The organism is Microbacterium sp. SL62, from assembly GCF_026672635.1.
In the GTDB taxonomy this organism is placed as follows: Bacteria; Actinomycetota; Actinomycetes; order Actinomycetales; family Microbacteriaceae; genus Microbacterium; species Microbacterium testaceum_A.
Genome location: NZ_JAPPRM010000001.1, coordinates 1,077,811 through 1,092,618, shown reverse-complemented (window position 1 = coordinate 1,092,618; position 14,808 = coordinate 1,077,811). Strand labels below are relative to the sequence as shown.

The window sequence follows — 14,808 nt, the reverse complement described above, 5'->3', positions numbered from 1 at the left end:
GTCGGCACCTCCGTCATCGGCGCGCAGTCCTTCCTGCGCGGGAGATCAGTGGGTCTCGGGTTCGGCAGCGAGGAGGGCGACGAGTTCACCCTCCTCCCGGAGGCCGATCGCGAGTTCGCGGACCGCGCTGACCGGGAGGGAAACGGACGCCCCGATCCCGGTCTCCACGATCACCCATGTCTCGGCATCGGTGGTCCGTCGCAGCAGACCGATCTCCACCTCCGCGAGGAGGCCGGGGCCGAGCCCCACCGCGTCTCGCACCCTCGCGCTGACTCCGACGCCTGCGCTGCGGTGATCTTCGTCGTCGGGATGAGCGGTCGAGCCGTGCTCTGTGACGCACCAGCGGAAGGCACACCTTCGGGCACCGGAGGTCCGTTTGGCGCGAGACTGCCGAGTCATGCATGACACCTTTCCGTCGGGGTCACCGCGGGCGGCGAACCGAACACTGGTGGGCACGAACGCATTACATCGCGAACCTCCGACACCGCCGTCACCGTCCGGGCGGGAGCCCCTTCGGCGGGGTGGGGATCAGGTCGGGCAAAGCGATCCCGAGGACATCCGACAGGGCCACCAAGGTGCGCAGGCGCGGGTTCGCGGCGGTCCCGGGATTGGACTCCCCCTTCTCGAGCTTCCGATAGGTGAAGGTCGCGAGCCCCGCTTCGTGGGCGACCTGCTCCTGAGACATCTGTTTCTCGGCGCGGGCGCGGAGCATGCGCACGCCCAACTCGCGGGCGAACTCTGTCCAGGGGTCGGGCGCGTCGTTCATGAGACCAGCTTGATCGGAAGTCAACGCTCACATGAACATGCATACATGCCCGGCCGCCGGGCGCGACCCCCACGGTGGGGATCGAGGCGGGCGAAGGACGGGCGGCCGGAGGTGGAACGCGCCAGGCAGTCTTCGTGGCGTCACCCGACCGCCCCTCCCCCGCGCAGAGAGCGAAGCCCCCGGAATGGAGCCCGAGCCGGTCATTCCCGCGTACCCGCCCCCGCGCGGCGCACCAGCCTATGGGGCGCCGGCGCCGGGGCGGCACCACGCCCCCGCGCCCGCCCACTCCCCTGATCAGAGCGCCGGGAAGCCACCGCGCATCGGACGCGGATCACGAGAGACGGCGAATATTTCACCCGCAGCATCACCCGGACGGCCGACGACGGGTCACCCAACGCCCCCTCTTCCGAGCACGGCGAGGCGACGCCGCTCTTGACGCGAGAACGGCGAGCGACCAGGTGAAGGACGTACCGGCCCGAGAGGGTGATGCGGAGGGGGTGAATCGGGGATGACGCGGGGGATGAAACCTGCGAGATTCGTCCGACCATCGTGCGCAAAACCCGCAGGATCTTCTCGACGGGGTGGGAGTTCACCGCGTCGACCGCAGCCCCACCTCAGAGGGGCGGCAGTCCTTTCGCTCCTGGAGGTCCCGATGTTGATCGGTGTGGATGACATGGTGATCGGCGTTCGAGCCGCCCGCCGCACGAGCCGGTTCTGGGCACCGCGTCCACAGGCGCTGGGCCGTCTCGAAGCGGCATTGCGCACCGATGTCGTCCTGCTCCGTGGGCCGACCGGCGTGGGGAAGACCGCGCTGCTGCGCCAATTCGCCGACGCTCTGGCATCGGACACCGAGCATGGCGTACAGCTCATCGACGGCGCCCTCACCTCGCCGGAATCCCTTCCGCATATCGCGGAGGCATTCGCAGACGGGCCCGCCTCCCATGTCCTCCTCGTGGACGATCACGTCGAAGGACGCGGGGTTTCGACCCACCATCTGCTCGATCTGCTGCGCGCCGACCGCAACCTTCGAATCGTCGTCGCCACCCGTCAGCCGACGGGTTTCGAGAATCCCCTCGTCGCACTGGAATTCGATGTGCAGGCGCTCCCCTCAGGAGACCTGCTCATGACCCGAGAGGAGGTCGCATCGGTCCTCGCCGTGAACGGGGTCGAGTCAACCGACATCGCCACCGACGAGCTCGCCGCACTCACGCACGGGTGGCCCGCCCTCGTCCAGCTGGCCAGCACTCGGCTCCGCTTGGAGGGCCTCCCCCTCCACACGCGCGGCGAAGCCGCCACGGCGGCCGCCTATGCGAGCGCCGCGCTCACCCGCGACATGGAGGCGCGACTGGGCGCACCGGTCACGGACGATCTCCGCCTCCTCGCTCTCGCCCCCTACATCACCGAGCCCCTCGCCCGCGCCCTCGGCGTCGACTCGCAGCATGGAGCCACCCCCGATCTTCTCGATCGGCTCCAGAGCGCGGGTGTGGTCTGGCCCGGCACGACGCGCGCGCTGTTGGCCGAGCCGATTCGCGAGCGGTGGTTCCAGGAGATCACCGCGAAGCAGCCGTCCCGGGTGTCCGCAGCCCGGCTCCGGCTGCTCGAGCATCTCGTGTCGAACGGCGAGTCCCTGCTGGCGACCCGGCTCGCCGCGGACGCGCGACAGTGGACGACCCTGGCCGGGATCCTGCGCAGGTCGGGGTCCGAGGTCTGGGCGCGCAGCGCCGACGGCTTTTCGAGCGCCCTCGCGCGGCTCCGATCGAGCGCGTCATCAGCTCCGGTGGTCGTCGAGGCGCTACTCTCCCTCGACCCCGAGACCGCCGTGTCAGCAGAGACGCCCTCGCTCGTGGCCTCCGCTCTCAACCGCCTGCCCGATGTCTCGAGCGTCACAGCGGGCCGCCCCGACGCCCTGATCATCCGTGTGAGTCTTCTTCGCGCCGCGGGGCGATTCGCACTCGCCTCCGAAGCGTCGGACATGCTTTCCGACGCCCTCGGCCGCGCGCGAGATCTCAAACTCGAGACGAAGGCCGAGGGGTGGTATCAGGTCGCGATGACCTTCCTCGCCATGGGGCAGCTGCGCGCGGCGAGCGAGTGCATGTCACGGGCCGAGCAGACGGCGCTCCCTGCGCAGCGGCTGCGGGCGCGCGGCGCCCTCGCCGTCATCGCTCTGCTCGAAGGTGACGTGCGCACCGCGCGAGCCCTCGTCGAGGCGGAGTGCTCGGACACCTGGGTGGCGTCTCCCTGGGGTGAAGGCCTCCGACTGGCGTCCGCGTGGGTCCTCCTCGAGGCCGGCGAAGCGGAAGAGGCGCGCCCGCTCTTCGACGCTCTGCCGTCCACCGCCGCGGCTCGCGAGCTGTGGCCCTACGCGGCGTCGGCCCACGTCCTGACGCTCCTCGTGTCGGGCGCCGCATCCGACGCGCTCGAAGTGCTGCGCACGTGGACGACGGCAATACGCAGCACACCCCCATCGCACTTCCAGTCGACGCTTCTCCTGACGACGCGAGCGAAAGTGCTCATCGCCCTCCGGCAAGCACGGGACGCTCTCGCCCTGTTCGAGGGCCCGTTCATGCTCTCCCCCCTCACCGCTCCCGCCATCGCGCTGTCTCAGCTGTACGCCGGGCGAGCGCACGACGCCTTCGTCCTGAGCGTTAAGTGGGGCCTCCAGCACGAGCCCTCCCCACGCACGACTCTCGAGAGCCTCGTCGTCAGTATCGTGGCCGAGGTGCGCCTGCGTGGGGCCGCCTCCCGCCGCCCCACCCTGGAGCGCGCCGAAGCGCTGAGTATCCGACACGATCTGTGGAGCCCCTGGAGCGCGTTGGCGCCAGAAGACCGCGCGGTGGTCGCGAAGACGCTGTCGTCCACGTCGCGCGCTCACATCGAAGCGCGCGCGTCTTACTTCGTGTCATCGGCGAGCGTGCCCCAACTCACCGCCCGCGAGAAGGTGGTGTTGGACCACCTCACGCCGTCGGCGACGATCGCCGTCATCGCCCGCGAGCTCTCCGTCTCTCCGAATACGGTCAAGACGCAGCTGCGGAGTCTTTACCGGAAGCTCGAGGCGTCGGATCGGTCGAGTGCGATCCGAGCGGCCCACGCGTGGGGACTCATCGAGAGCCCCGAGGACGTGTGACGGAGCGCTCGCGCCGGTGACGGCGAGCTCGTCCGATCATCAGGCGCGCGGCACCGAGAAGGATGATGGCGAGCAAGATGCCGGGGAGCGTCAGCGGTACGCCCGCTGACCGGACAACCGCGAGGATGACGGCGAATGCGGCCAGGGGCGCAAGCCACCCCGCGATGCGCCGCAGTCGCCGGAACGCATCTCCCGGGGTACTCACGCGCGCACGCCGAACGCATCCGGGTGGCTTCGCCGAATATCAGAGGCGACCTGCAGGCCCCAGACCCCGAACCACGCGATGGCGAGCGTCGCGGCGGCGAACTCCAGGTTGCCGCCGAGCACCGTGTCACCACGGGAAAGAGCGATCATCGCGCCGGTCAGCGATGTGGCACCGACTGCGACGAGCGTGAAGACGGAGGCCGCGCGCATCCAGGGACGCCGAGGCCTCGCGGCAACCTGACCCATGGCGACGATCGCCGACAGGAACCCGAGGACGGCGAAGGAGATGTGGATCAGGTCTTGGGGGAGGGCGCCCTCGGTGAAAGGAATGGGGCATCCGGGCGAGCAGGTGACGACGGATGCCACGGCGAAGCACAACCCGCACACGAGCAGCGTCGTGGCGACGGGCCACCCGGCACCGTAACCTTCGCCCCGCCCGGCGAGCGATCTATCGAGCAGGACCGTGGCGATCGCGAGCAGAAGCAGCGCCGTGTTGAACAGGGGCGCGGTGGGCATCGCCGTCGCACCGAGCTGACTCACATACTGCACACCGGGCTCCCAGAGGCGGCATATCCAGATGAGCGCAGCGCTGACGAAAGCGGCCGAACCGCCGATCGTCGCCGCGAGGGCGGGTGGTGCGCTTCGGAGCCCCTGCACCCGAGCGAGGGGCCGCTCGGCGGTTTCGGTCATCGGCTCCTCCTGCAACGGGCTCGGCCACCCTATCGCTTCGATCGCGCGCACCCGTCATCGTTGGCCGCATCAGCCTCGGCGAAGAGGTGTCCCTCCGTGAACTCCGGCCGATGAGCTCGTTCCGGCGGGAAGAGCCTCGGCATGACGGAAGAGATCGGTGTTGCGCGCGGGCCAGCCCCCGTGACGTCGGGAATGGCCCCGACTCGCGTCTGTTCACGCCGCTCCTCCCGGCACTCGTCTAGGCTGGCGTCAAGTCCGCATCCGGAGGGGTCCGATGAGTTCGCGATCACCACGTCCGATGGGTTTCGCGCTCTGCGTCGTCGCAATGGCCGTCCTGGCCGCCCCGACCCTGCTCTTCCCCGCCGATTCGCCCACTGGGCCCCGACTAATCTTCGGAGCCCTGGGAGGGGTCTGCTTCGCGGTCGCCGTTCTGCTCGTGCGAAAAGAGCCCGCGGCGCGGGCGCCCGTCGACCGGTCAGGCGAGGACGTCACCGAGAACCGGGAACCGGAGGATCCCCCGGGTCGGTGATGCGGATCGTCCCGCGGGTGCGTCCCACGTCGGGGTTTCGATCATGACTGCGCTCTGAAGAGTCTGGCGATCGTCGCACTACGCCTGACCTCGCGGAGGAACTGCATTCCGCGGACGGCCGGGTTCTCGCGTCGATCCCGGGCGTGGCCGCCCAGTGCCGATCGCGCCGCATCGGCGTGGTCGAAGGTGCCGATGTGCCGCCCGTGCGGGTCGAAGGCGAGGAACGTCCCGAGGGAGCGGCGATCGACGTACCCGGCGAAGTCGCCGTCGCGCGTGGCGACAGAGAGGTCGGCGTCTACCCGTGACCAGACGACCGCCCCGTTCGACGCGTGCGGCGCAGAAGGGGTCACGCCGCGCGGACGAGGGAACGCGTCGACTTCGACGCAGAGGCCGACACCCGCGGCGGGACGACTTTCTCCGCGGGCTCCTCGAGGGCGATGTCGAGACTGAGGCCTCGCGAGGAGTTGGCATCGTTGGCCATGCGCTTCAGAAGGTTCTGGTCGAGCGCCTCCGGCTGCTCCGAGTCGAAGACGAACCGCAGAGGAATGGACGGCTGCAGCCAGATCGTCGACCGTCCCACCGGCTCGTCGGCGCCGTGCACCCACGAGAGCGTGAAGCTCTCGCCGCGGCGGAGCTTGGTGGCGACGACCACCTTGACGTGCGCCAACATGCGGTCGTCGATGCGGATCGGCTCGGTCGTCGTGCCGTAGTAGAGCTTCGCCATGATGTACCCCTCTGCTCGTTGCTCACTGAAGAACTTACTAGGTAGACTAGCGAATAGGCAAGCGAGATATTAGGAGATCGATGTCCAGCGAGAACGCGGCACCGCCGTCGTACTGGTACAGCGACAGCGTCGAAGACGAGCGCGGGGCGCGCGTCATGGAGGCGATGCGCGCGTACCGTTCAGCGGAGATGGCGATGCGTCGCCGCACTCAGGACTCCATGTCGATGGGCGAGAACGAACTCCTCGTCCTGCGCTTCCTCGCGAGGGCCAGCGGCGCGGGCCGGGACGTCACCCCCATCGACCTCGCCCGCCATCTCGGCGTGTCGACGGCGTCCGTGACGGCCCTGCTCGATCGGCTCGAGCGGTCGGGGCACCTCCGGCGCACGCCGCACCCCTCCGACCGCCGCAAGGTGGTCATCACCGCCACCCCGCACGCCGACGAGGAGATGCGCGAGACCCTCCGGTCGATGCACGCGCGCATGATGCAGGCGACCCGCGGGATGTCCGAGAGCGAGACGGTGGCCGTGACGGCGTTTCTCCAGCGCATGCGATGCGCCGTCGCCGATGCCTGCGAGGTCTCGGGCCGCTCCTGCTGTGCGCTGTTCGCTCCCCCTGCTGCCGCGCCCTCGATCCTTCGGACGGTCGCGGCGGCCACCCCCAGCGCCGCGGCCTGAGCGCTGCGTTCCCTCGACCGCGCACCAGACTCCGCCGCAGGGGGGATCCGCTCGCAACGGGCGGCCGGATAGCGTCTGAGCATGCCGAGCCTCGCCTCCTCGCCTTTCCGGGTCCGCCGCTCGTGGGCGGCCGTCGCCGTCGTCGCGTTGGCGTTGCTCATCGCGCTCGCATCGCCTCGTCCCGCTTCGGCCGATACGAGCGACTTCACCTTCGACTCCTTCGACGCGCAGATGACGCTCACTCGGGCGGCCGACGGTCACGCCGAGCTCGCGGTGACCGAAACGCTCGTCGCGCGGTTCCCCGACGAGGACCAGAACCGCGGCATCATCCGGTCGATACCCGATGACTACGACGGGGTGCCCCTGCAGACCCGTGTCGTCTCGGTCGTGGACGCCGCGGGCGCGGCAGTTCCTTTCGAGGTCGAGTCCGACCGCCGCGAGGTGAGGGTGCTCACCGGCGACGACTCCTACGTCCGTGGCGTGCAGACGTACGTGATCTCCTACACGCAGCGCGACACCATCCGCTCCTTCGCGGATACGGACGCCGATGAGTTCTACCGCGACGTGAACGGCACGCAGTGGGAGCAGCCCTTCGGCGCAGTCTCCGTGCGCTTGTCGGTCGACGCGGCGCTCGTCCCCTTCCTGCGAGAGGGGGCGGCCGCCTGCTACGTCGGCTCGGAGGGATCGGACCGTCGGTGCGACATCGCGAGCGGATCCGGCGCCGCCGGCGTCGTATTCTCGTCGCAGGAGCAGTCGCTCGGCCCCGGCGAGAACGTCACCGTCGCCATCGGGTTCGCCCGCGGGACGTTCATCCCCGGGGAGGTGGTGCGAACACCCCTCGAGCAATTCTCGGTCGACGCGGCCCCCGCGCTGGCCGGCAGCTCGATCGCGGCGGTGGGGATCGGCCTCGCGGGGGTCGGCGTCGCCGCCGTCGCTCGTCGGCGCGGTCGCGATGCGGACGGACGCGGCATCATCGTTCCCGAGTACGGGCCGCCCTCAGGAGTCGACGTGATGGAGGGCGCCGAACTGGTGCACCGGTCGGGTGCCGGCATCCCGGCCGCCCTTCTCGACACGGCCATCGCAGGCCATCTGCGCATCATCGAGACACCGGGGGAACCCGGCTCGCTCGAGCTCGAGTTCGTCGACGACGCGGGGGCGACACCGCTTCGGGCCGCCGTCGTCCACGCCGTCTTCGGCGACGCCCCGGCCGCCGGGCAACGAGTGAGGCCCGGGCCCGCCCGTCAGGATGTCGCCCTCGCTCTGCGGCGGCTGCCGGCCGCGGCCTCGGCGGAGCTCCGCTCACGCGGCTGGACCGCGAAGCAGAGACCGGGCACCGCGATCCTCGCCGCGGGCATCGTCGTCCTGGCCTTCGGGATCTCGGTGGCCGCCCTGGTCCTCGCCGCAGCGGGCAGTGCACCGGCCTGGTGGCAGATCGTCGCGATTCCCGCGACGGTGGTTCTCGGCATCCTGACCTTCGTCGTCCTGCGCTATCGGGATCGAATCACGGATGCCGGAGCCCCGGCACGCGATCACCTTCGGGGCCTGCGCGACTACCTGAGCCTCGCCGAAGCGGATCGCCTCCGCGTCCTGCAGAGCCCGGAAGGCGCCGAGAGGACCTCGCTCGACCCGGGTGACCCGACGCAGGTGCTGCACCTGTACGAACGGCTCCTCCCCTGGGCGGTCGTGTGGGGCGTGGAGAAGGAGTGGGCCGAGGCCCTCGACACCCGCGTTCGCGAAGCGGGCGCGGATCTGGGGTGGTACAGCGGCGGCAGCGGGTTCTCGCCCGTGGCCTTCACGGGCATGATGGGGTCGCTGCACACGGCGAGCGCCCCGGCCGTGGCGACGACGAGTGGGTCGGGGAGCTTCTCCGGCGGCTCGTTCGGCGGCGGCTTCTCGGGCGGCGGAATGGGCGGCGGAGGCGGCGGAGGGCGCTGAACCGACCGGTCACTCCGCGGCGCGCAACACTTCGGCGATCACCCGCGGATCCGCCAGGACGCGGAAGTGCCCGCCGCGCGCCAGGACGATGTTCCTCGCCCCCGCGAGCTCGCTCCCCTCGGGAATGTGGGGGTCGAACGGGCCGAAGATCGAGACGATGCGAGTGTTCACGTCCGCTGAGGCGGCGAGCGCGCGCATGGTCGCGTCACCCGAGGCGAAGGCGCGCAGCGAGGGGGTCGGCATGAGCCTGCTGTAGCGCGACCCGCCGAACGGGGTGGCGACGGCGACCATCCCCCTCACGCGAGCGCCTTCGGGGCTGAACGCCATGACGTGCTTGCCGATGAGCCCGCCCTTGCTGTGCGCGACGAGCAGCACGTCATCGAGGCCGCGAGCGATCAACAGCTCCGCCACGCGCCCGGCGGATTCGGCGATCGGCCGACGGTTGCCGCCGAGCTCCGTCACGACGTGCACGGGATGGCCGCGGTCGTGAAGGGCACGCGCGAGCGGCTCCATGAACCGCCAGGTCTCGTAGATGCCCGGAAGCAGGACGATCGGGGCGCCCTCCCCCGCGGCGAGTGAATCGGGGGCACCACGATCCCGCAGAGCGCGCGCCTGCGCCCGCACCGCGTAGACGTAGTCCAGCGCCCACCACCCGGCATCGCGCGCGGCGACGCGCACTCGTTGCGGCAGGGTCGTCACGGCATCCCTCTTCATATCCCCATCGTGTCGCGCTCGGGACGACGATACGGGCGGGTTGCCGCGCACATCGGCTCGTGCGACACAAGCCCGGGATCGCGGGAAGGGCGCCGACCGTACCGTGTGGCCATGGACATCTCAGACATCCGCTGGAACGAACCCGCCCGCCAGAAAATCCTCGACGACGCCGACGCCGTCCTGCGCGAGGCCGTCGTCGCGATCGCCCGGGACAGCGAGGGCATCTCGTCGGACGAGGCCTTCGCGCAGATCAACGCGCGCATCAAGGACCGCTTCATCGATTACGAGCCCGGCCCCGACATCCGCACCTACGCCGACGCGATCGCGGCGGGCGAGATCCCCACGACATCCTGAACCCCCGAGCGACGAAGGCGGTCCCGCGAGAATCCGCGGGACCGCCTTCGTATCGCCTGAGAGAACGCGACCGGAGTGGCGCACCGGCGTAGCCTGCCGGTACCCGGCCCCGGCATCGCCGGCGCGGATGACGCCACTTTCGGCGTCCCCGACGACTCCCGCCCGTCGAGCCCGTCCCCCACTCGGCTCCGGACGGGAGTCGTCGTCCGCCTAGCGGTCCTCGCCGTATCCGCGAATGCTGCGGAGGTCGTCCTTCAGGTCCTGCTGCGCGGGCTCGTCGTCGTGAACGGCGGCGTCCGCCGCGCGCTGCTGCTGCGCTCCGGCCTTCTTCTCCTCCACGCCGGCGTCGGTGGCGCCGTCCATGACGGGGGCGTCCTGCGTCTCTTCACGATCGGTCATCGTCGTCCTCCTCGGAATCGGTCCTACCCGGCATCCTGTTGCTTCCGCCCCCACGGGAGCCGGGGCTTGCGCCGCCCGGCCGCGGGTGCTCAGGACCCGTGATGCCCGGGGTGGCGCCGCTCGAGAGCGGACCCTTCGACGTCGACGTCGGGAACGATCCGGTCCAGCCACTTCGGAAGCCACCAGGCGGACCCGCCGAGGACGTGCATGATCGCGGGCATGAGCAGCATCCGCACGATGAACGCGTCGAAGAGCACGCCGAGCGCGAGACCGAGGCCCATCGACTTGATGATCACGGAGTCCGAGGCGATGAAGCCCGAGAACACTGCCACCATGATGATGGCGGCCGCCGTCACGACCGTGCGCCCGGCTCGGAAGCCCTGGGCGACGGCCACGCGCGGCGCCGCTCCGTGCGCCCACGCCTCGCGCATCCCCGTGGCCAAGAACAGCTGGTAGTCCATCGCGAGCCCGAACAGGATGCCGACCAGGATCACCGGCAGGAAGCTCAGGATCGGGCCGGGGTTGTGCACGCCGAGCACGCCACCGAGCCACCCCCACTGGAACACCGCCGTCACGGCGCCGTAGGTCGCGAACAGCGACATGACGAACCCGAGGGTCGCGATCAGCGGCACGAGGAGCGAGCGGAAGACCATCACCATGATGAGGAACGACAGCCCCACCACCACGACGAGGTAGATCGGCAGGACGCTCGCCAAACCCTCGGAGATGTCGATGTTGATCGCCGCGGCGCCCGCCACCCCCAGGTCGATGTCACCGTCCACGGGCGGGATCGCCCGCAGGTCGCGCACGAGCTGTTCGGTGGAGACGGCGTTCGGCCCCTCGTTGGGAATGACCTGGAACGCCGCGAGCGTGCGGTCGTCGGAGACCGCGACCGGGGCGACGGCGGCGACATCGTTCTGCGAGAACAGCTCGCGGGCGACGTCGAGCTGAATACCTCGCACCTCGTCCTCGGCGGTTCCCGCGGGAAGGGCGGCGGTCACGAGCAGCGGGGCGTTCGCACCGGCACCGAACGCCTGCTCCGTCCAGGTGAAGGCCTTGTACGCCGTCGAGTCCTCGGCCTCCGATCCGCCGTCGGGAAGACCGAGGCGCATCGACAGTGCGGGGATCGCGACGACCAGCAGGACGATCGTGGCCACGACCATCGTGACGACGGCACGGAACGTCGACATCGGCTTCACTCCGGCCGCGGCGACCGGGACGGCACCCGTGCGAGCGGCGCGTCGAGGGTGCTCCTGGACGTCCGAGGGCGCGATGCCCTCGCGGGCCGCCCGACGAGGGTGCGCTTCGGCCGCTGCGGCGACGAGTCGCCCGCGCGCGCGTCGGCTCAGGATGCGCGTGCCCGCGAGGCCGAGCAGGGCCGGCGTCAACGACACGGCGATGAGCACGGCGACGAGGACGCTCACCGCACCCGCCGTCCCCATCAGCCCGAGGAACGGGATGCCGGTGATGTTCAGCGCCAGGAGGGCGACGATGACCGTGGTGCCGGCGAACACCACCGCATTGCCGGCGGTGCCGTTGGCGAGGCCGATCGAGTCGACGACGTCCGCGCCCTGCAGGAGCTGGCGCCGGTGCCGATACAGGATGAAGAGTGAGTAGTCGATGCCGACGGCCAGCCCCAGCATCACGCCCAGGATCGGCGTGACGGATGCCATCTGCACCAGACCCGAGAACGACAACGTGGCCATCGCGCCGATCGCGACCCCGACCAGTGCGGTGATGATCGGGAACGAAGCCGCCAGGAGGGATCCGAGCACGACGATCAGAACGATCGCGGCGATCGCGACGCCGATCGCCTCGCCCACGCCGAGGATCTCCGGGACCCCCTGCGAGATCTCGGTGTTGAAGGCGACCTCGACCCCGTCGACGGGTGCGGCGGTGAAGTGCTCGACCACGGCGTCCTTGGACGCCTGCGAGAGCTCGAGACGGGGTTCGCTGAACGAGACGTTCACGATGGCCGTGGATCCGTCCGCCGCGACCAGGCGGATGGCATTCGCGAAGCCGAGCAGCTCCGACCCGTCATCGAGTTGCGTCTGTTGGGCGTCGATCTGGGCGAGGCCGTCGCTGAGCTGAGTCTGCTGCTGCTCGAGGCCGGACCGCTGCTGGTCGATCTGCTGCTGCTGCGCCTCGAGGGCCGTCAGCTGGGCCTGCTTCTGCGCGGCCGGAAGCGGCGCGGATTCGATCTGCGCCTTCGCCTCGTCGAGCTTCTGCTGTCCCGCCTCGAGCTGAGCCCTTCCGGCGTCGAGCTGTTGCTGACCGGACTCCGCCTGCGCTCGGGCCTGGTCGATCTGCTGCCTGCCGTCGACGACCTGTTGCCGCTGCGCGTCGAGCTGCTGCTGGGCGGTGAAGGGGTCGGTGACACGGGCCACGTCGGGGAGGTCGCCCGCCGAGGTCACCAGCGCCGAGATCGCAGTCTTCTGCTCGTCGGTGAGGGGCGAGCCGTCATCGGTACGGAAGACCACGGCGCCCGAGGCGCCCGCGAAATCGGGAAGCTCCCCCTGCAGTTCGGAGATCACCTCTCCGGATGCCGTTCCCGGAATGTCGAAGCTCGAGCTGAGGCCTCTGAATCCGACGAGGAAGCCGCCCACGACGATCCCCAGGATGACCAGCCACGCGACGATCACCGTCCACGCGCGACGAGCCGCGAATGTTCCGAGGCGGTGCAGCAGTTCAGCCATGCGGGGTGTTCCTCTCGTGCGGTGCGCGCGAGGGAGCACCGTCGGCTCCGACAAGTCCGGGCAAAGATAACACGCACCGTCTCGTCTCGCTTTGCCCCGCGATCGTCCAGAATGTGTGACATGACTCTTCCGCGCAGTGGACCCGTGCGCAGCGAGGCGGCGCGTCTGGCGATCCTCGACGCCGCGGTGGCGCTCTTCCTCGAACGCGGATACGACCACCTCACGGTCGAGGGGATCGCCCGACGCGCGGGCGTCGGCAAGCAGACGATCTACCGCTGGTGGGCGAGCAAGGGCGACGTCATCGCGGAGGCGATTCTCGAGGGCCGCCTGCTCGGCGGCCGGCGCGAGCTCCCCGACACCGGCGACCCGCGAACCGATCTCGCTGCGTGGCTCACCGACCTGTTCACTCTGCGGGCGAGCGCGGACGGCGAGGGAATGCTTCGTTCTCTCGTCGCTGCGGCCGCCGGCAGCGCCGAAACCGGCCGGCGGCTCCGCGCGGAGATCCTCGCTGCCCCTCTCGTCGAGAGCCTCTCGCAGGCCATGGGTGGCGTCTCGGGCCCGCGGCTCGACGCCGCCGCCGACGCCCTGGTGGGGGCGGTCATCCTGCGCGCCCTCAGCCGCGAGCAGTTCGACGCCGCCGACATGCTGGCCCTCGTCGACGCCGTCGTGGGCGGCGCTCCCCTGCGCTGAGGCGCACCGCCGTCGAACGCCGAGGTCTGGCATCCACCCCCGGATAGCACAGCGGGCGGATCGTCGTCCAGTCCCGGACCGCGGAGCCGGATGCCGTAGAATCGAGCTCAGCAAGGGGAGTACTCCCACCGCGACGTTCTCGTCAATACGGATCACGCCATCGTGAGCCCGGGACGTCGGCCCATCTCGCCGGGTGGAGGAGACCTTGGTGTCTTGTCGTACACCTATTTCCCTTGGAGGCCGCCATGGGCGTCACCCCTCTGATCTGGATCATCACGATCGCGATCACCATCGCCTTCTTCGTGTTCGAGTTCTTCGCGCACGTCCGAAAGCCCCACGAGCCCTCGATCGCCGAATCCGCCCGCTGGTCGGCGTTCTACATCGGCCTCGCGCTCCTGTTCGGCGTCGGCATCGGAGTGTTCTCCGGTTGGACGTTCGGTGGGGAGTACTTCGCCGGTTATCTGACCGAGAAGGCGCTGTCGATCGACAACCTCTTCGTGTTCCTGATCATCATGACCGGGTTCGCCGTGCCGAAGATCTACCAGCAGAAGGTGCTGATGATCGGCATCGTGATCGCTCTGATCATGCGCGGTGCCTTCATCGCCGTGGGCGCCGCCCTCATCGAGAACTTCTCCTGGATCTTCTACATCTTCGGCGCACTGCTGCTGTTCCTCGCCTATCGTCAGGCGTTCGCGCACGGTGAGAGCGACCCCGCGAACGGCAGATTCATGACCTTCGTCCGCCGCGTCCTGCCGGTAAGCGAGGAGTACAACGACGACAAGCTGACCGTGCGCAAGAACGGCAAGCGATTCGTCACCCCGATGCTGCTCGTGATCATCGCCATCGGCTTCATCGACCTCGTCTTCGCCGTCGACTCGATCCCCGCGATCTACGGCCTGACGAACGAGGCGTACATCGTCTTCACCGCCAACGCGTTCGCGCTGATGGGTCTGCGCCAGCTCTACTTCCTCATCGGCGGCCTGCTGGAGCGACTGGTCTACCTCGCGCAGGGCCTCGCGGTCATTCTGGCGTTCATCGGCGTCAAGCTCGTCTTCCACGCTCTGCACGTGAACGAGCTGCCGTTCATCAACGGCGGCGAACCGCTGCTGTGGGTGCCCGAAATCCCCATCTGGTTCTCGTTGCTGTTCATCGCGGCGACGGTGGCAGTGGCGACCTTCCTCAGCCTGCGCAAGACCCGCAACGACGACAAGAAGAAGGAGCGCGAGACCTTCGAGGGCGAGAAGGTCATCCACGCTCCCGAAGACTGACCTCGTCACGGAGGGCCCGCGGCGGGCACCGCGGGCCCTTC

At 69.7% G+C, this 14,808-nt stretch carries 14 protein-coding genes; 6 read left to right on the top strand and 8 right to left on the bottom strand.

Going from position 1 to position 14,808, the window contains the following annotated elements:
- Positions 1–45 precede the first annotated feature (45 nt).
- Together OVA26_RS05135 and OVA26_RS05130 are read right to left on the bottom strand one after the other, a co-directional pair.
- On the bottom strand, positions 46–249 hold the full coding sequence (locus OVA26_RS05135; protein WP_268103280.1) for a hypothetical protein: 204 nt from the start codon (positions 247–249) through the stop codon (positions 46–48).
- Between the two features lie 241 nt (positions 250–490).
- Positions 491–766 (bottom strand): helix-turn-helix domain-containing protein, encoded by a 276-nt coding sequence (locus OVA26_RS05130; protein ID WP_056226374.1) that lies wholly within the window; start codon positions 764–766, stop codon positions 491–493.
- Between the two features lie 673 nt (positions 767–1,439).
- Here OVA26_RS05130 and OVA26_RS05125 point away from each other — a divergent pair.
- Positions 1,440–3,890 carry a LuxR C-terminal-related transcriptional regulator gene (locus OVA26_RS05125; protein WP_268104872.1) on the top strand — a complete coding sequence of 817 codons (2,451 nt, stop codon included), beginning with the start codon at positions 1,440–1,442 and terminating at the stop codon, positions 3,888–3,890.
- 201 nt (positions 3,891–4,091) lie between these two features.
- Here OVA26_RS05125 and OVA26_RS05120 read toward each other — a convergent pair whose 3' ends face one another.
- From OVA26_RS05120 to OVA26_RS05110, 3 genes are all read right to left on the bottom strand, one after another.
- Complete coding sequence (locus OVA26_RS05120) at positions 4,092–4,784, bottom strand: DUF998 domain-containing protein (RefSeq protein WP_268103279.1); 693 nt, start codon at positions 4,782–4,784, stop codon at positions 4,092–4,094.
- 570 nt (positions 4,785–5,354) lie between these two features.
- Positions 5,355–5,663: a hypothetical protein gene (locus tag OVA26_RS05115; RefSeq protein ID WP_268103278.1), complete on the bottom strand. Its 309-nt coding sequence runs from the start codon at positions 5,661–5,663 to the stop codon at positions 5,355–5,357.
- Entirely contained in the window at positions 5,660–6,037 is a 378-nt protein-coding gene (locus tag OVA26_RS05110) for a DUF7882 family protein (RefSeq protein WP_268103277.1), read from the bottom strand. Before OVA26_RS05110 ends, OVA26_RS05115 begins: the two co-directional genes overlap by 4 nt.
- Before the next feature lie 80 nt (positions 6,038–6,117).
- On the opposite strand from OVA26_RS05110, the gene OVA26_RS05105 reads away from it, so the two are divergent.
- On the top strand, positions 6,118–6,711 hold the full coding sequence (locus tag OVA26_RS05105) for a MarR family winged helix-turn-helix transcriptional regulator (RefSeq protein ID WP_268103276.1): 594 nt from the start codon (positions 6,118–6,120) through the stop codon (positions 6,709–6,711).
- Positions 6,712–6,792: 81 nt separating this feature from the next.
- The gene (locus tag OVA26_RS05100) at positions 6,793–8,646 is read left to right on the top strand and encodes a DUF2207 family protein (protein WP_268103275.1); all 1,854 of its coding nucleotides are present in this window, start codon (positions 6,793–6,795) and stop codon (positions 8,644–8,646) included.
- A gap of 9 nt (positions 8,647–8,655) precedes the next feature.
- Here OVA26_RS05100 and OVA26_RS05095 read toward each other — a convergent pair whose 3' ends face one another.
- Positions 8,656–9,345 (bottom strand): esterase/lipase family protein, encoded by a 690-nt coding sequence (locus OVA26_RS05095; protein ID WP_268103274.1) that lies wholly within the window; start codon positions 9,343–9,345, stop codon positions 8,656–8,658.
- 126 nt (positions 9,346–9,471) lie between these two features.
- On the opposite strand from OVA26_RS05095, the gene OVA26_RS05090 reads away from it, so the two are divergent.
- Complete coding sequence (locus OVA26_RS05090) at positions 9,472–9,714, top strand: hypothetical protein (RefSeq protein ID WP_056226351.1); 243 nt, start codon at positions 9,472–9,474, stop codon at positions 9,712–9,714.
- A gap of 210 nt (positions 9,715–9,924) precedes the next feature.
- Here the strand turns inward: OVA26_RS05090 and OVA26_RS05085 are convergent, their stop codons facing one another.
- Together OVA26_RS05085 and OVA26_RS05080 are read right to left on the bottom strand one after the other, a co-directional pair.
- A complete protein-coding gene (locus tag OVA26_RS05085; protein ID WP_056226347.1) occupies positions 9,925–10,113 on the bottom strand; it encodes a hypothetical protein in 189 nt (62 codons plus the stop codon).
- A gap of 89 nt (positions 10,114–10,202) precedes the next feature.
- A complete protein-coding gene (locus OVA26_RS05080) occupies positions 10,203–12,809 on the bottom strand; it encodes an MMPL family transporter (RefSeq protein ID WP_268103273.1) in 2,607 nt (868 codons plus the stop codon).
- 120 nt (positions 12,810–12,929) lie between these two features.
- On the opposite strand from OVA26_RS05080, the gene OVA26_RS05075 reads away from it, so the two are divergent.
- Together OVA26_RS05075 and OVA26_RS05070 are read left to right on the top strand one after the other, a co-directional pair.
- Positions 12,930–13,499: a TetR/AcrR family transcriptional regulator gene (locus tag OVA26_RS05075; RefSeq protein WP_268103272.1), complete on the top strand. Its 570-nt coding sequence runs from the start codon at positions 12,930–12,932 to the stop codon at positions 13,497–13,499.
- A 245-nt stretch (positions 13,500–13,744) separates the two neighbouring features.
- Positions 13,745–14,767: a TerC family protein gene (locus OVA26_RS05070; protein ID WP_268103271.1), complete on the top strand. Its 1,023-nt coding sequence runs from the start codon at positions 13,745–13,747 to the stop codon at positions 14,765–14,767.
- Positions 14,768–14,808 lie beyond the last annotated feature (41 nt).